Genomic DNA, 16538 nt, shown 5'->3' with positions numbered 1-16538 from the left:
TGCTTAACACACTGGGGTTCATTAGGAGTTTCAAGATGGAAATGCTGAAGTTTGGTAAATTTGCTGCGCTGGCTCTGGCCATGGCTGTAGCTGTAGGTTGCTCGTCCAAAGGCGGCGACAATGCCGGTGCAGGCGGTGCTGTTGATCCTAACGCTGGTTACGGCGCCAACACTGGTGCAGTTGACGGCTCCCTGAGCGAAGAAGCTGCTCTGCGCGCAATCACCACCTTCTACTTCGAATACGACAGTTCGGACCTGAAGCCAGAAGCCATGCGCTCCCTGGACGTGCACGCCAAAGACCTGAAAGCTAACGGCGCTCGCGTTGTTCTGGAAGGCAACACCGACGAACGTGGTACTCGCGAGTACAACATGGCACTGGGCGAGCGTCGTGCGAAAGCCGTTCAACGCTACCTGGTTCTGCAAGGTGTTTCCCCAGCTCAGCTGGAACTGGTTTCCTACGGCGAAGAGCGTCCAGTTGCTACCGGCAACGACGAGCAGTCCTGGGCTCAAAACCGTCGCGTCGAACTGCGTAAGTAATTTGACATGCGAACGTGCCGACGTGCTCTAACCGTTTTGGCCCTCGCCCTTCCGCTTTCAGCGTTGGGTGCGGCACCTGTGGTCGATAACAATTCTGGCTCTGGCAGCAGCAGTTATCCGCCAGCGGGTTATGGCACGTCCGGCGCCTATGCCGGGGGAGGGGTTACGGCCCCTGCCTCGGCACAAGGTCAGCTGTTCATGCAATTGCAGCAAATGCAGGACGAAATCGCGCGTTTGCGCGGTGTTGTCGAGGTCCAGCAAAACGACATCCAGCGCATGAAGCAAGAAGCTCTGGAGCGTTATCAGGAACTCGATCAACGCATAGCCAGTGGCGCATCCGCTCCGGCTACCAATAATTCTCAACCTTCTGGTGGCGCTATCGACGCCAGTGGGACGCCTTCGGCCTCAGCGGCTCAGCAGGCACCGGCAGCAGGCACGGAGCCTCCTGATCCGGCGAAGGAAAAGCTGTATTACGAAGCGGCCTTCGATTTGATCAAGGCAAAGGATTTCGACAAGGCCAGTCAGGCCTTCACCGCTTTCCTGCGCAAATACCCCAACAGTTCATACGCGGGCAATGCCCAGTATTGGCTGGGCGAAGTGAATCTGGCCAAAGGCGACCTTCAGGGTGCCGGTCAGGCGTTCGCCAAAGTCAGCCAGCAGTACCCCAAGCATGCCAAGGTGCCTGACTCGCTGTACAAGCTGGCTGATGTCGAGCGTCGTCTGGGTCATACCGACAAGGTCAAAGGCATACTGCAGCAGGTTGTCGCCCAGTATCCGGGCACTTCAGCTGCACAGTTGGCGCAACGGGATCTTCAGCGCCTCTGATGTTCTGACCCGCTGATCAAGAAAGCCGCGCTAGTCGCGGCTTTTTTCGTTAGAATCTCGCACCCGAAATTCCGGTACACCTTACGCTTTTCCGGATTCTGCGATTGCAGGGTTCCTTGAAGTGCCTGACGGAGGCGGACGGCCTGTTTAGCTGTTACGCCCGTGGCTGATATGCAAGAAACATTACGCATCACCGAAATCTTTCACTCGTTGCAGGGTGAAACCCGTACGGCTGGCCTGCCCACCGTATTTGTCCGCCTGACCGGCTGCCCATTGCGCTGTCAGTATTGCGACAGTGCCTACGCGTTCAGTGGCGGCACCATTCAGACGCTGGATGACATCGTCGGGCAAGTCGCGTCCTATCGTCCTCGCTATGTCTGCGTGACCGGTGGCGAACCGCTCGCCCAGCCCAACGCCATTCCATTGCTCAAGCGTCTTTGTGATGCGGGCTATGAAGTGTCGCTGGAGACCAGTGGCGCATTGGATATCTCGGCAGTGGACCCTCGTGTCAGCCGCGTCGTCGATCTCAAGACCCCGGGGTCGAAGGAAGTCGCACGCAACCGCTACGAAAACATGGCGTTGCTGACGCCGAACGATCAGGTCAAGTTCGTGATTTGCTCGCGCGAGGATTATGACTGGGCGGTTTCCAAGCTGATCCAGTACGGCCTCGATCGCCGTGCCGGCGAAGTGCTGTTCTCTGCCAGCCATCACGAGCTTAAAGGCCGCGACCTGGCAGACTGGATAGTGGCCGACAATCTGCCGGTACGCCTGCAGATGCAACTGCATAAAATTCTTTGGGATGACGAGCCGGGGCGCTGACATGAGTGAATTGACCAATACCGAAAAAAGAGCTGTGATCCTGCTGTCCGGCGGGCTCGACTCCGCGACCGTGGTCGCCATGGCCCGCGCAGAAGGTTACGCCTGCTACACCATGAGCTTCGACTACGGCCAGCGTCATCGCGCCGAGCTGGATGCCGCAGCCCGCGTTGCCCGCGATCTGGGTGCGGTCGAACACAAGGTTATCGGCCTGAACCTCAACGGCATTGGCGGCTCGGCACTGACCGACAGCTCCATCGCCGTGCCTGAGTCGCCCTCTGAGGGCATTCCGGTAACCTACGTACCGGCACGCAACACCGTGTTCCTGTCGCTGGCGCTGGGCTGGGCAGAAGTGCTCGGTGCGCGGGATATCTTCATCGGCGTCAATGCGGTGGATTACTCAGGCTACCCTGATTGCCGTCCCGAGTTCGTCGAGTCTTTCGAGCGCATGGCCAACCTGGCGACCAAGGCTGGAGTGGAAGGGCAGGGCTTCACAATCAGGGCGCCGCTGCAGAACCTGAGCAAGTCGGACATCGTTAAGGCGGGCACTGCTTTGGGTGTCGACTACGCACTGACGGTTTCCTGCTATCAGGCTGACGATCAGGGCCGCGCCTGTGGCAAATGCGACAGCTGCCGCCTGCGCGCAGAGGGCTTCACAGCCGCCGGCATGGCAGACCCGACACGTTATTTTTAAAGTTTTTCAAAAAAGGTGTTGAATTACTGATAAAAATCAGTAATATACGCGCCACACAACAGAGGGTCGTTAGCTCAGTTGGTAGAGCAGTTGGCTTTTAACCAATTGGTCGTAGGTTCGAATCCCACACGACCCACCATTTCAAAAATCTGGAAGGCCCATGAAAATGAGGATTTCCGGGTTTTTTTTTGCTTTGCGGATTGTGTTTCAGGATCGCTGCCTGAGCCGTCGTCCAGGGTTGAGGCAACAATCTGTAAAGCAGATCGCAAGCCTTCAAGGTTGAACGCAAGCAGTACCGTTTGAGTGCAATGTGCTTCCGGTCAAGCCGCCGTCTGTCGCGAAACATAGTGCCGGCAAGTGGTGATCTAAAATTGCAGCGCGGAGAGTTTTCCTGGCGTCAGCGCACACACCCTTCGGCTCAGGCGATTTTAACAATATTGTTTGCTGGCCCGGACGCTGCACCTTACATGTATAGGAGGAGTTTCTATGAAGCTATCTGAGATCAGTACGTTTATTGCTCAATGGCCCTCGTTAGGCTTGGAACCCCCTAGCGCGTGGCTTGTAGCTCAAGACTGCGAAAATCAGGTTTTAGCATTGCAGGCGGGCCTTGGCGCGGGTTATCGGCGTCACGGCAACTGTGTCGTCCATGAGAGTGCGATTGTCGAGGAAGGAGCAGTGCTGAAAGGCGCGATTATCATCGGCGAAGGTTCATTTGTGGCGTCGGGAGCTTACCTGCGTGGAGGCGTCTATCTTGGCAGCAATTGCATCGTTGGCCCAAGCTGCGAAATAAAAAGCAGCTTCATGCTTAGTGGAAGCAAACTGGCGCACTTCAACTTTGTTGGCGACTCGTTAATCGGTGAGGGCGTGAATATTGAAGCAGGTGCAATCATTGCCAATTACCGTAACGAACTGGATGGCGCAGATATCAAAATCCTTCATGACGGCGATGTCATCGTGACGGGAGTGAAAAAGTTCGGTGCTTTGGTCGGTGACGGCTGCAAAATTGGGGCAAACGCCGTCATCGCTCCGGGCGCGTTACTACGGCCAAATACCCACGTTCCACGTCTGGGGTTGATTGACCAGTTCGCCTACGATTAATTTTAGGGCTTGCGTTCTCAGGCCAGGAGTGAGGCTTGGCTGATATCTCTCAAGAGCGCAATAGTTCGTTCTTCCCCAAGACACACCTCCGACGTAGTTGGGATTGTCCGCCCAGGCAATCCCAACTACCTAGTCCAGAAGTCCGCTTCCTCGCCTGTTTTTGCCTTGCCTGACCTTCGCCCGCCGACTTTTTGTACAGAGCCTAAGTATGGATACAAGATGACATAGTGGCCCGAGCGTCAGATCAGTAAATCTAGCAAGGACTCGTAGATTCGACGAGTACCTACTGCAGAAACAAAGTTTGAAAACTCGATCCGCCCATGGCGGTCCAGTGCCAAATGACGCCGAGTGCCGCTCCAGTAGTTTAGATGGCCAGTTGCGATCGCCTTGGCAGTGCCGATTGCTAGTGTTTAAATCGGGTACCTAATGTCCTTGGCGCACAAAAATCGACTACGGAAAATTCGATATGAGCGGAGTTATATAGCTCTAACTTTCGCCGGGCTAACGGCTGTGATCTTGGCATCCAAAACGATTTTTATTATCATAAAATTGCTAGGTGCTGCCTACCTTATCTACTTGGCGTACAAGTTATGGGTCGGCGATGTGAGTGCAATGGCTCAAAAGGGTGGTGAGTCAGAAGGAAGAATACCAACGCTAATGCGTCGAGAATTTCTTTTGGCAATTGGAAACCCTAAAGCGATATTGATATTTACTGCATTCCTGCCTCAATTTGTCGTACCTGATGAGGATGTACTCACGCAATTTATTATTCTTGGAGCTATATTCTTAGCTCTCGAATGGGTCGCTATTGCAATTTATGCATATTTGGGGCTGCATCTTCAGCGGTGGCTTGCGGGAGCCAAGGCAAAAAAGATATTTAATCGAGTTTGCGGTTCGCTTCTTGGTGGGGCCGGTTTATCTTTGCTCGTTGCTGGACATGCGGTAAGTGCTCCATAAACCCCATCCTGTCAAAAACGGGCAGTGCGTTTAGGAACGCAAATGAAGCGTGCAGTTCCACGGCAACAGGGCTTCGTAATCTTCAACTGAGGTCGCCAGTGGCAGCCGTTCTAATGCCTGGCGTAGTCACGCATAGGGTTTTTGGTCGTTGGCTTTAGCCGTCTCGACCAAGCTGCTCGCTGACTTCTTCGCCAAGGGTGTGTTTGCGGCAGCCACAAAGGCATGTCAGTTCATGCTACTCATAGTCCTTCCGCCACCAGCTAATAAACAGAGCTGCCCCACATCAGATAGCCAGGGAACCGATTCGCTTCTAAAACCACTCAATCCGCATCTTTTGATTAGGGTGCTGAAAATATGACAAACGTCTCTGGACACATTGGAAAATACCCGAGCCTCGCTAACGTTCAGGCTGGGTCTTCGGCGTCGGTCGAAAACCAGATGCCTGATCCTGCTCAGCACAGCGATGGTCGGTGGAAACAGCTTCCGACTCAGCTATCGTCTATTGCATTGTCGAGATTTGATCAAGGTATTTGCACGAATAATCACGGCATAAGCCAGCGTGCAATGTGCTTTGGCCTTTCGTTGAGCTGGATCAATATGATTCATGCAGGGAAAGACCATGCAACACCCTATGCGTCGGCAGAAAGAATGAGATTTTTGGGGTCATTCGAGGGTGTGGTGCACGCTCGTACTATTCATAACTTTTATCGAACTGAACATAAGTTTCTGTTGGAGCACTCGTCCTCAAATCCCGGTGTGTCGACTGGCGCCATGGCTGGTACGGAAAGCTTGTTGCAAGCGGCTGAGATTAAAGGGCTAAAACTTCGGCCCGTGTTGGAGGATAAGTCAAACTCTGGGCTGCCATTTCTAATTGCCTGTAAGCAATCAGGCAGGCAGATCGTTACTGATGAAGCGGCGCTGAATTCCTTATGTGAGGCAATTGTAGAGAATCGCAAAGGGGTATTGGTCATATACAGTGAAGAAATTGCTCATGCTTTGGGTTTCTCTGTGTCACCCGACGGCAAAAGCGCAACCTTGTTTGATCCCAATCTAGGAGAGTTTCATACGCACTCTAAGGCGTTGGCGGACACTATCGAAAATATATCATCAGCAGACGGGCTGACTTTAGTCGGCGTTCAGATATTCGCTTCAAAAATGCGCTGATCTGAGGTCTCCAGATTTGTATTCGTAGGGTGTTTTTATTGTTCGGGCAAGGATGTTCGCAACTGAGCAGCCGTCTGCGGAGGACTTCAATTCCCCCGCAGCCTTGGCTGAAAAGAATACCCCTTAAAACGGAGCCCCAGGCACCACCGATTTCATCGGCACAAACGCTGCCGTGCAATCGACCGGCGTGCCCTCTCCAGGACTGCCGGACACCGTGACGTCATCCTTTATCGAAGGCACCAGCTTGTTGGCAAAACTCACCGGCCCTGGCCCCAGAATGAAGTGGGTCGCCGTAAGACCGGTGAGGTTGGGCTGGGTGCCATCGAAAACAACGTTATCCAGCGTAATGGAAATCGGCCGTTTCTGACCGTTGTCGTTGTAGCCGACAAAAGTCATCTTGCCGCCGCCGAATCTCGGGCTGCCCAGGTAGTGGAAGCCTTTGACGGTGATACCGCTGAAGTCAGGGTACGAGGTTCCGCTGGCGCTGCCATACTGAGTGTCGAACACCAGCGGGAATTTGACGTTACGCATGCACACGTTCTCGTAGCTGACGCCGTCTACGGTTCCGCCGTTTTTGGCTCCCGACTTTATTCTGAGCCCAATGCCGTCCTGGCTGTCTGCGCCGTCCGCTGCCAGGTCCACAACGCTGACGTTATGTACGCCGCCGTTGGTTTCACTGCCGATGGACAAGCCGTGCCCATAGTAGAAATGGTTGTGCGCAAACATCAGGTCGCGGCTGCCGGAGGTCCGGCTGGACTTTATCGCTACATTGTCGTCGCCGGTGCTGATGTAGGAGTAGGCCAGCAGTACCTTGTTCGATTGGCCTGGGTCGAAGCCGTCTGTGTTCTTCACGGTTTCCGGGGTGAAGCAGGTGCCAGGGGTCTTCTGGTCGGGCGTCGAGCCGGTAGGGCAGTGGTAGCCTTCAACCGTGTAGACCCGGCTTGGAGTCAGAATCTTGATCCCCCAGACGGTCACGCCTGTTACGCCGTCAGTCACAATGTTGAAGTCCGGGGCGTTTTGCAGTGTCACTCCCTGGATAACGAAGTCCGCTCCGCCGCTGACCTGGATGAGACGCGGTTTTTGCTGATAAACGTTGGACAGGGTCTTCTGGTAGACGAGGTCCCACCAGCTGCGCTGGTTGGCATTTGCCCCGGAGGTGAGCAGGCTGCCACCTCGACCGTCTATCACGCCTTTTCCGATCACGCCGCTGGCGCGGGTATTTTTTGCTGAAATCAGCGCGCTGCAGGCGTCCTGATTGGCGACCGTTGTTACGCCGCAGGTGCCTTTGCCGTTGTCGTAGTCTTTGGGGTTGCGTGACGCGAAGAGCGTAACGCCGTCGTCGATCCACAGCGTCACGCCGGATTTAAGCTGCAGGGCTCCGCTGAGGAATGCCGAGTTGTCGCCAGTGCCTTTGACCAGTTGGACGGCTTGCCCGGCTGCGCAGCCATTGATTGCGCTCTGAATTCTGTCCTGGTCAGGTCTGGAGTCGAGCGCCGCACTGTCGACGCTGTCCAGCGAGCCATCCTTGGGGGCCAACGTGGCCGGTAGTTGCTTGCAGACCTGCGGGCTGGCGGGCTCGTTTATCGTGCCCCAGGGCGTTACCACCGCAGCCTCGCCAGCGGCCTGTACGGGCGCGGCGATCATCAGCGAAGCGGTCAGAGAGGTCATTGCCCAGGAGGTTTTTCGGAAAACGGAGTTGGAGAAGTGTGCGGCGCCTGACATCAAGAATCCCTGTGAAATTGAGTAGTTTTATTTGGAGCACGAAAGATAGTTTACGAATGTGTCAAAGTGAAATTTATTACTGATTGTTGCCAAATATTATTTTGAAATGAGCCTGCGTATTCTGAGCAGTCAAGTGCTCAAGAACGCTTCTCATCAGCATCCGGGAAGCCAGAAACTGCTGTTAAATCAGTTTTTTAGCGTTAGAATCGGCGCGCCGTCAGATGTCAGTCTGATCTCTACTGAACATTTGCAACCTGCTTGATCGCAGGCAGTAGCGCCTAAACAGCGCGATGCATGCGTAAAGCTGGATTGGCCATCTCAGATGAGGTTTCCGGCTTTTTTATGGCCTGTCTTTATCGGGTGTAAACTTGCCTCTCGCGCTCAAGCGCCTTCAGGTATCGCGAACATGACACAGATTTCCGAACGCTTTCTGGTGCAGGCGCACCTTGATGCCAAGCAGCCCAAGGCGCTGAGCCCCGAAGAGCAAGCGCACTACCGTGCCGCGATTGCTGCCGAGCTCAAGAAGCAGGATGCGGTCATGGTCGCTCATTACTATTGCGACCCGGTGATTCAGGCGCTCGCCGAAGAAACCGGCGGCTGCGTGGCTGACTCCCTGGAAATGGCGCGCTTCAGCAACAATCACCCGGCCAGCACCGTACTGGTCGCTGGCGTGCGTTTCATGGGCGAGACCGCCAAGATCCTCAACCCGGAAAAACGCGTGTTCATGCCGACGCTGGAAGCCACCTGCTCGCTTGATGTGGGTTGCCCGGTCGATGAGTTTTCCGCGTTTTGCGATCAGCATCCAGAACGTACCGTGGTGGTCTACGCCAACACCTCGGCGGCAGTAAAGGCCCGTGCCGACTGGGTGGTGACCTCAGGCTGCGCACTGGAAATCGTCGAAAGCCTGATGGACAACGGCGAAAAGATCATCTGGGCGCCTGACAAACACCTCGGTCGCTACATTCAGCGCGAAACCGGCGCCGACATGCTGTTGTGGGACGGTGCCTGCATCGTCCACGAAGAGTTCAAATCCAAGCAGCTGGAAGACATGAAAGCCCTGTACCCCGAGGCTGCGATTCTGGTTCATCCAGAGTCTCCGGAAGCGGTCATCGAGCTGGCTGACGTGGTCGGCTCCACCAGTCAGATGATTGCAGCCGCCCAGCGTCTGCCGAACAAGATGTTTATTGTGGCCACGGATCGAGGCATCTTCTACAAGATGCAGCAGCTGTGCCCGGACAAGATATTCATTGAGGCGCCTACGGCCGGTAACGGCGCGGCGTGCCGCAGTTGCGCACATTGCCCGTGGATGGCGATGAATACGCTTGAGCGCACCTTGCAGTGCCTGCGCGAGGGCAGCAACGAGATCTTCGTTGAGCCTGCGCTGATTCCCAATGCAGTGCGCCCGTTGCAACGCATGCTGGACTTCACGCAGGCCGCTCGCTTACGTCAGGCGGGCAATGCCTGACCGCTGCAGCGAGAAATGCAACGAAAAAGCCCGACTGACGTGTCGGGCTTTTTCATTCTGGTGACGGTAAGGCCGTTTTAACGGAGCTCGCTCATGAACTATCAGTTCATCATGTCCTTTACCATGCGCTCCTGCTCGATCAAATCCTTTTGCCGGGCATCGATGCGCGAGGCCAGCTGGAAGTTGTTGGCGGCCCGGCGTTTGGCGAAGTCCAGTTGCTGGATCGCCTGACGGAAGTCGCCGACCAGCGCGAAGTACTCGGCACGGGCCTGATGCAGGCCGACCGTGTTGCCGTTCAGGCCACGGGTTTCTGCCACCACGTACCAGATGTCCGGATCATCGGGACGGGTCTTGAGCAACGCTTCAAGGCTTTTTTCGGCTTCGGCGGTACGGTTCTGTTTGAGCAGCACATCAATACGCACATCGTTGAGCGGGTAACTGGTCGGGTACAGCGTCAACATGCGATCGACCCGTTGCTGTGCATCCGCCAGCCGGTTGTTGGTGATGTCCAGGTCGATTTGCGTCAGGTTGTAAGTGATGTCGTTCGGCGATTTTTCCAGCAGAGGCTTTAGGCTTTCCCGTGCTTCATTGAGCTGTCCACCCTTGATCTGCGCGATGGCCAGACCGTAGCGCGCGGGCTCGGATTTCGGATTTTCAACCAATTGTGCACGGAAGCGCTTGGCGGCAATGCCTGGCGTTTCTTCATAGACAAGCGCCACCCGCGCGCGCATCAGTTGGTACAGCACGCTGTCTTCCTTGCCGCCCGGTTTGGCCTGCTCGGCGCGGTTGCGCGTGTCGGCGATACGCGATTCGCTGACCGGGTGAGTCAACAGAAACTCCGGAGGCCTGGCGTCGAATCGGTACTGGCGCATGAGACGCTCGAACATGGTCGGCATATTGCGCGGGTCATAGCCGGCTTTTTCCAGGTTGAGAATGCCGATGCGGTCAGCTTCCTGCTCGTTCTGACGCGAGAACCGGCGCTGCTCCTGAATCGCAGCCGCCTGTGAGCCGGCGATGGTCGCGATACCGGCATCACCGGCACCCGCAGCCGCCATGACAATACCCGCCAGCATCGCCGCCATTACGGGCACCTGCATGCGCTGCTGGGCTTCTATGCCTCTGGCGAAGTGGCGCTGGGACAAGTGAGCCAGTTCGTGAGCCAGAACCGATGCGTATTCCCCCTCGGTCTGAGCGTTGAGAAACAGGCCGCCGTTGACGCCGATGATCCCGCCAGGTGCTGCGAAGGCGTTGAGCTGCGGGCTATTGATGAGGATAAATTCAAGTCGCCGGTCCTGAACCTGGCTGGTTTCGGCCAGACGATAGACCGATGTCTCGACGTAGTCCTTGAGTTGCGGGTCCGACAGTTGCCCGACCTGACCACGCAGTAAACCCAGCCATGCACGGCCCAGGCGGTGTTCCTGCTCCGGGGAAACAATCGATGAGCTGGAGTCGCCCAGTGACGGAAGATCGTCAGCGATGCCGTGTGTGGCGAACAGGCAGGCGAGGGTGAGCAGTGTAGGACGCAAAAAATTCATGCACGAAGCTCTGGTCAGAAGAACCTGTACTGTAGCTGGCCCAATGGCGTGCTGACCAGAGTGAGGTATTCTTGCTGCCTTGTCCGCTTTGCCTTTTCGGACCTGCTTTGTAATTCGATGTGTCCGCCTGGAGAGAAACGATGTCTGACGCTGTACTGCGCCCCGAGGCCTGTGACGCCGAACTGGATGCCAGCGGGCTCAACTGCCCGCTGCCCCTGCTGAAGGCCAAGATGGAACTCAATCGTCTGGCCAGCGGTGCGGTGCTGAAGGTGATCTCGACCGATGCCGGGTCGCAACGGGATTTTCGAACCTTTGCCAGGCTCGCCGGCCATGAACTGTTGCATGAAGAAGCCGAGGCCGGCATTTACCGCTACTGGCTTCGCAAGGCCTGATCTACCGCCGTTTTTTCCGAAAAGGATGTTTGATGTTCAATGTGCTTCGCAATTGGGTGCAACGCTATTTCTCTGACGAGGAGGCGGTGGTACTGGCGGTCTTGCTGTTTGTGGCGTTTACCCTCGTCCTGACACTGGGCGGGATGCTCGCTCCGGTGCTGGCCGGGCTGGTTCTGGCTTTTTTGATGCACGGGCTGGTCGGTCTTCTGGAGCGCCTGCGGATGCCCGAGGTGGCCGCAGTCGGCGTGGTGTTCACGTTGTTCATCGGCGCGCTGCTGGTGTTTCTGCTGGTGCTGGTGCCGTTGCTCTGGCATCAGTTGATCACGCTGTTCAACGAGGCCCCGGGCATGCTTGCCAAATGGCAGTCGGTGCTGCTGTTGCTGCCCGAGCGCTACCCGCATCTGGTTTCCGACGAGCAAGTGCTGCTGGCAATCGAAGTCGCCCGTGGCGAGGTCGGCAAGATCGGCCAGCTGGCACTGACGTTCTCGATCTCCAGCCTGCCGTTGCTGGTCAACCTGATGATCTATCTGGTGCTGGTGCCGATTCTGGTGTTCTTCTTCCTCAAGGATCGCCATGTGATCGGTCGCTGGGCGCGTGGCTATCTGCCTCGCGAGCGTGCGTTGCTCAATCGGGTGGCGGACGAGATGAAGCGCCAGATTGCCAATTACATTCGCGGCAAGGTCATCGAGATCTTCATCTGTGGCGGCGTGACCTACATCGCCTTCGTGGCGCTCGGGCTCAATTACGCCGCGCTGCTGGCAATGCTGGTGGGCATCTCGGTGGTGGTGCCTTATGTCGGCGCGGTGGTGGTCACGGTGCCGGTGGCGCTGATCGGTCTATTCCAGTGGGGCTGGAGCGATCAATTCATCTACCTGATGATCGCTCACGGTGTCATTCAGGCGCTGGATGGCAACGTTCTGGTGCCGCTGCTGTTTTCCGAAGCCGTCAATCTGCACCCGGTCGCGATCATCTGCGCCGTCTTGCTGTTCGGCGGGCTGTGGGGCTTCTGGGGGATCTTCTTTGCGATTCCGCTGGCGACCCTGTTCAAGGCCGTGCTGGATGCCTGGCCACGCAATGAGCCCACCGTAGCGCCGCTGCTTTAGCGCGTTGCTGCGAATAGCAGGGCGCAATCGCTGCGGCACCTTGCGTGCCGCAGCCGGTATCGGTCATCAGCCTTTGTTAAGGGCTTGGGCCTTGGCCAGCACATCAGCGACATGGCCGGGCACTTTCACGCCGCGCCATTCCTCACGCAACACGCCTTCCTTGTCGATCAGGAACGTGCTGCGATCAACGCCCAGGTATTCCTTGCCATAAAGCTTTTTCAGCTTGATCACGTCGAACAGCTGGCAAAGCGCTTCTTCCTTGTCCGAAATCAGCTCGAACGGAAATGACTGCTTGGCCTTGAAGTTCTCGTGGGTTTTCAGGCTGTCGCGGGAAACGCCCAGTACCACAGTGTTGGCTGCCTGGAATTGAGCGATGTGATCGCGAAAGTCCTGACCCTGCGTGGTGCAGCCGGGCGTGTTGTCCTTGGGGTAGAAATAAATCACGACCTGCTGACCCTTGAGCGCAGACAGCTCTACCGTCTGCCCGCTGGTAGCAGGCGCCTGAAAATCGGGAACCGGTTGATCTACTGTAACGGCCATGAGGATTCCTTACATGGGGGCTTGTGGGCGCCACGGTTCGATCAGCGCATCAAGATTCAGCGCATCGGCAAAATCGAGGAACTGATCACGCAGCCAGCTGATTTGCGTACCGGCGGGCAGTGTTACCGTGAACGTTGCATTGAGCATGGTGCCGCCGGTCTGCGGGGCCTGATAGGTATCGCAGATCAGGTTTTCCAGCTCGACATTGTGGTCGATAAAGAACTGGCACAGCTCGTTGATGATGTCCGGGCGGTAGGCCGAACTGACATACGCCACGTAGGGCAGGGCCTCGGGGCGGCTTTCCAGCGTGGCACTGCGCACCACGCTGGTGGTGAAGGCGTGCTTCTTGGAGAGGCTCGACAGGCCGGTTTCAAGACGCGCCAGCGCGTCCCAGCTACCCGATACCTGCAGAATCAGTGCACTGCACTCACCATGACGGGTCAGGCGAGAGGTGACGACCGAGCAGCGGTTTTCATGGCTGGCGCGGCACAGGACGTTGGTCAGCTCCATGGGGTTGGCGCCAAGGGCACTGATGACAAGGAATTGTTCGCGAACTGTGGGGGTGGACGACATGCAGCATTCCTAGACGATGAGCGGTCGGTACTTTTTCGGACTTGCGGGGCTGTTTCGCCAATCGGCGGAGCGAGATAGCTGCCCGGGTCCCGGAGCGTCTGGCTTGCATGGACATGCCATGACTGGGCTGGAGTGCACTGGGGCGGGGCTTCTGGCGACAAATTCGACCGATTGAGCGAGGTGCGCAGGTGACCAGTACCGATCAAAGCACGAAGGGTAGCGAAAACCATCGCTCAGGGGAATGCTCAGAGCGCGGTACTTCGCTTGTACAAGGTTGATAGCGCCAGTACCATTACCGCTCTCTTTTTCCGGCAGGAGCGGTTGCATGATTGCGGGCAGTATGGTGGCACTGGTCACACCAATGGATGCACAAGGTCGTCTGGACTGGGACAGCCTGAGCAAACTGGTTGACTTCCACTTGCAAGAGGGCACCAACGCCATTGTTGCCGTCGGCACCACAGGTGAATCGGCGACGCTGGATGTGAGCGAACACATCGAAGTCATCCGCCGTGTGGTTGCTCAGGTTGCAGGACGTATTCCGGTCATCGCCGGTACAGGCGCCAATTCGACGCGCGAAGCCGTCGAGCTGACCACCAACGCCAAGACCGCTGGCGCTGATGCGTGCCTGCTGGTAACGCCTTATTACAACAAGCCGACGCAGGAAGGCCTGTTCCAACATTTCAGCCACATCGCCAATGCCGTAGACATCCCGCAGATCCTCTACAACGTGCCGGGCCGTACGGCCTGCGACATGCTGCCAGAGACTGTTGCGCGTCTGTCCAGGGTCAAGAACATCATCGGCATCAAGGAAGCCACCGGCAACCTGCAGCGCGCCAAGGACATTCTGGCCAGCGTCAGCAGCGATTTTCTGTTGTACTCCGGTGATGACGCGACGGCTGTCGAACTGATGCTGTTGGGCGGCAAGGGCAATATTTCCGTCACGGCCAACGTTGCACCACGCGCCATGAGCGATCTGTGCGCAGCGGCCATGCGTGGCGACGCCGAGACTGCACGGGCGATTCACCAGACGCTCATGCCGCTCAACAACACCCTGTTCATCGAATCCAACCCTATCCCCGTGAAATGGGCCTTGCATGAGATGGGTTTGATGCCAGACGGTATCCGTCTGCCGCTTACCTGGCTCAGCGAAGCCTGTCACGAACCGCTGCGTCAGGCCATGCGCCAGTCCGGCGTCCTGGTTTAATTGAGGAAGTATCACGCAATGAAGCGATTGGCCGGACTATCCGCACTTGCTCTTATTATCTCCAGCACCAGCGGTTGCGGTTGGCTCTGGGGTGAAGATGGCTACTTCCGTGATCGCGGTAGCGATTACCTTCAGGCAACCCAGACCCCTCCCATGCAGGTGCCTGCCGATGTTTCCGGCGTCAAGCGCCTGGATCCGTTGTTGCCGATCCCGCGTAACGTGGCTGACAGCACCCAGAAAGACGGTGAATACACCGTTCCTCGTCCTCTGCCGCTGGCCTCGACGTCCGAGTCGAGTGATTTCAGCTTGCAGAAGAGCGGTGATTCGCACTGGATTCTGGCCCAGCGCCAGCCAGCCGAAGTCTGGCCGGTGGCCCACCAGTATTTTGAAGACAATGGTTTTCGCATCGCTGAAGAGCGTCCGCAGACGGGCGAATTCAGCTCTTCGTGGCAGCGTCTTGATGAGCTATCCGCCTCGGTGGCCAAGCGTCTGAGCGCGGCGGGTGTCGCGGCCGACGCAGAAACCCGTGTGCGGGTTCGCATCGAGCCAGGCGTGCAGCGCAACACCAGCGAAGTTTACGTGGTCAGCGTCGAGCGTCCTGCCGGCAGCACGGCCGATGTGGCGTTCCCGACACGCACCACCAACCTGGGTCTCGATGCAGCACTGACCGATGACCTGCTGGCCAGCATGGGCCGCAACGCCGAGAAGGGCGGTTCGATTTCCCTGCTTGCAGCGCGTGACTACGATACCCCGAGCCGTGTTGCCTTGAGCGAAGACGGCAGCGGCAACCCGGTCTTGAACCTCGGTGCCGATCTGGACCGTGCGTGGTCGAGCGTCGGCCGTGCGCTGGATCAGGGCGACTGGCGTGTCGAGGACATCAACCGCAGCCTGGGCCTGTACTACATCAACCTGGCTGAAAAAGCCAAAACGCCTGAGAACGAGCCTGGTTTCTTCGGTCGCATGTTCGGCAGCAAGTCGAGCAAGGAAGAGATCGATGCCCGCGCCGAGCGTTATCAGGTGCGCCTGAGTAAGGTCGGTGACAACGTTCAGGTGACCGTCGAGAAGAACATCAACACTGTTGCACCTGCGGATATCGCTCGTCGGGTGTTGAGCGTTATTCAAGATAACCTGGGTTAAGTGCGTTTCGCAGTTCTCGGCAGCGGCAGCCGTGGCAACGGCACGCTGGTCGCAAGCAACGATACGTATGTATTGGTCGATTGCGGTTTCTCCCTGCGGGAAACCGAGCGGCGTCTGGCTCGTCTGGGTGTCGCGGCAAGCCAGCTGAGTGCCATTCTGGTGACCCACGAACATGCCGATCATGTGCATGGCGTGGGTTTGCTGTCGCGGCGCTACAATGTGCCGGTCTACCTCAGTAGCGGCACCTTGCGCGGAATGCGCAAGCCGGTGGAAGTTGCCGGTTTGCTGGCAGGCGGGGAGAGCTTGCAGATCGGCGCACTGGACATCGACGTGGTGTCTGTTGCGCATGATGCACTTGAACCGACGCAGTTCGTCTTCAGTGACGGCTCGCGCCGCTTCGGCCTGCTGACCGACCTCGGCTCTTACTGCTCCAACATATTACAGCGTTATCAAGGCCTGGATGCCTTGATGATCGAGGCCAATCACTGCCGCGACATGCTTGCCCGAGGCCAGTACCCGGTCTTTCTCAAGCAGCGCGTGGGCTGTGAAACCGGTCATTTGAACAACCATCAGGCCGCTAGTCTGGTGAGCGAACTGGGATGGCAGGACCTTCAGCACCTGGTGCTGGCGCATCTCAGCAGCAAGAACAACCTGCCGCACCTGGCCCGGCAATGTTTTGTCGACACCCTTGGGTGCGACCCGGACTGGCTGCAACTGGCCGATCAAGATTCAGGGCTCGATTGGCGACATATCGCCTAGCCCAACTACTTAGCAAGC

17 protein-coding genes, 1 tRNA gene and 1 pseudogene are annotated in these 16538 nt (G+C 57.1%); 14 read left to right on the top strand and 5 right to left on the bottom strand.

Annotated elements, in window-relative coordinates; genetic code table 11:
- Positions 1–35 precede the first annotated feature (35 nt).
- From pal to QRN38_RS01150, 7 genes are all read left to right on the top strand, one after another.
- Positions 36–536 carry a peptidoglycan-associated lipoprotein Pal gene (pal, locus tag QRN38_RS01180; protein WP_002554651.1) on the top strand — a complete coding sequence of 167 codons (501 nt, stop codon included), beginning with the start codon at positions 36–38 and terminating at the stop codon, positions 534–536.
- A 6-nt stretch (positions 537–542) separates the two neighbouring features.
- Positions 543–1361, top strand: a complete 819-nt coding sequence (gene ybgF, locus QRN38_RS01175) for a tol-pal system protein YbgF (protein ID WP_011104810.1) — start codon at positions 543–545, stop codon at positions 1359–1361.
- A gap of 171 nt (positions 1362–1532) precedes the next feature.
- A complete protein-coding gene (queE, locus tag QRN38_RS01170) occupies positions 1533–2180 on the top strand; it encodes a 7-carboxy-7-deazaguanine synthase QueE (protein ID WP_011104809.1) in 648 nt (215 codons plus the stop codon).
- Between the two features lies 1 nt (position 2181).
- Complete coding sequence (gene queC, locus QRN38_RS01165) at positions 2182–2871, top strand: 7-cyano-7-deazaguanine synthase QueC (RefSeq protein ID WP_003378999.1); 690 nt, start codon at positions 2182–2184, stop codon at positions 2869–2871.
- 63 nt (positions 2872–2934) lie between these two features.
- Positions 2935–3010, top strand: a tRNA-Lys gene (locus tag QRN38_RS01160).
- 347 nt (positions 3011–3357) lie between these two features.
- Positions 3358–3969, top strand: a complete 612-nt coding sequence (locus tag QRN38_RS01155) for an LbetaH domain-containing protein (protein ID WP_057415482.1) — start codon at positions 3358–3360, stop codon at positions 3967–3969.
- Positions 3970–4395: 426 nt separating this feature from the next.
- Positions 4396–4926: a LysE family translocator gene (locus tag QRN38_RS01150; RefSeq protein ID WP_057418669.1), complete on the top strand. Its 531-nt coding sequence runs from the start codon at positions 4396–4398 to the stop codon at positions 4924–4926.
- Positions 4927–4956: 30 nt separating this feature from the next.
- Here the strand turns inward: QRN38_RS01150 and QRN38_RS01145 are convergent.
- Positions 4957–5100, bottom strand: a pseudogene (locus tag QRN38_RS01145) (transposase domain-containing protein); the annotation flags it as partial.
- A 180-nt stretch (positions 5101–5280) separates the two neighbouring features.
- Here QRN38_RS01145 and QRN38_RS01140 point away from each other — a divergent pair.
- The gene (locus QRN38_RS01140; protein ID WP_057418668.1) at positions 5281–6090 is read left to right on the top strand and encodes a YopT-type cysteine protease domain-containing protein; all 810 of its coding nucleotides are present in this window, start codon (positions 5281–5283) and stop codon (positions 6088–6090) included.
- Positions 6091–6213: 123 nt separating this feature from the next.
- Here the strand turns inward: QRN38_RS01140 and QRN38_RS01135 are convergent, their stop codons facing one another.
- Positions 6214–7812, bottom strand: coding sequence for a glycoside hydrolase family 28 protein (locus QRN38_RS01135; protein WP_057418667.1), 1599 nt, complete (start codon positions 7810–7812; stop codon positions 6214–6216).
- Between the two features lie 406 nt (positions 7813–8218).
- On the opposite strand from QRN38_RS01135, the gene nadA reads away from it, so the two are divergent.
- Positions 8219–9277 carry a quinolinate synthase NadA gene (nadA, locus tag QRN38_RS01130; RefSeq protein ID WP_010210284.1) on the top strand — a complete coding sequence of 353 codons (1059 nt, stop codon included), beginning with the start codon at positions 8219–8221 and terminating at the stop codon, positions 9275–9277.
- 101 nt (positions 9278–9378) lie between these two features.
- Here nadA and QRN38_RS01125 read toward each other — a convergent pair whose 3' ends face one another.
- Complete coding sequence (locus tag QRN38_RS01125) at positions 9379–10812, bottom strand: M48 family metalloprotease (RefSeq protein ID WP_007245779.1); 1434 nt, start codon at positions 10810–10812, stop codon at positions 9379–9381.
- A gap of 140 nt (positions 10813–10952) precedes the next feature.
- Between QRN38_RS01125 and QRN38_RS01120 the strand changes: the two genes are divergently transcribed.
- Positions 10953–11204, top strand: coding sequence for a sulfurtransferase TusA family protein (locus QRN38_RS01120; RefSeq protein WP_005767669.1), 252 nt, complete (start codon positions 10953–10955; stop codon positions 11202–11204).
- A gap of 32 nt (positions 11205–11236) precedes the next feature.
- Positions 11237–12307: an AI-2E family transporter gene (locus QRN38_RS01115; protein WP_007245780.1), complete on the top strand. Its 1071-nt coding sequence runs from the start codon at positions 11237–11239 to the stop codon at positions 12305–12307.
- A 66-nt stretch (positions 12308–12373) separates the two neighbouring features.
- Here the strand turns inward: QRN38_RS01115 and QRN38_RS01110 are convergent, their stop codons facing one another.
- Positions 12374–12847, bottom strand: coding sequence for a peroxiredoxin (locus QRN38_RS01110; protein ID WP_005767667.1), 474 nt, complete (start codon positions 12845–12847; stop codon positions 12374–12376).
- 9 nt (positions 12848–12856) lie between these two features.
- On the bottom strand, positions 12857–13420 hold the full coding sequence (locus tag QRN38_RS01105) for a glycine cleavage system transcriptional repressor (protein ID WP_003379024.1): 564 nt from the start codon (positions 13418–13420) through the stop codon (positions 12857–12859).
- 325 nt (positions 13421–13745) lie between these two features.
- Between QRN38_RS01105 and dapA the strand changes: the two genes are divergently transcribed.
- The 3 genes from dapA to QRN38_RS01090 are packed head-to-tail and all read left to right on the top strand — an operon-like array spanning position 13746 to position 16520.
- Positions 13746–14624, top strand: coding sequence for a 4-hydroxy-tetrahydrodipicolinate synthase (dapA, locus tag QRN38_RS01100; protein ID WP_003379025.1), 879 nt, complete (start codon positions 13746–13748; stop codon positions 14622–14624).
- Positions 14625–14642: 18 nt separating this feature from the next.
- A complete protein-coding gene (bamC, locus tag QRN38_RS01095) occupies positions 14643–15761 on the top strand; it encodes an NlpB/DapX family lipoprotein (protein WP_007245782.1) in 1119 nt (372 codons plus the stop codon).
- A complete protein-coding gene (locus QRN38_RS01090) occupies positions 15762–16520 on the top strand; it encodes an MBL fold metallo-hydrolase (RefSeq protein WP_054090007.1) in 759 nt (252 codons plus the stop codon).
- Positions 16521–16538: the final 18 nt, after the last annotated feature.

The organism is Pseudomonas sp. CFBP2511 (assembly GCF_030209255.1).
Taxonomy (GTDB): domain Bacteria; phylum Pseudomonadota; class Gammaproteobacteria; order Pseudomonadales; family Pseudomonadaceae; genus Aquipseudomonas; species Aquipseudomonas avellanae.
Note: the sequence above shows the minus strand (reverse complement) of the source record. Positions and strands in the feature narration are given on the sequence as shown.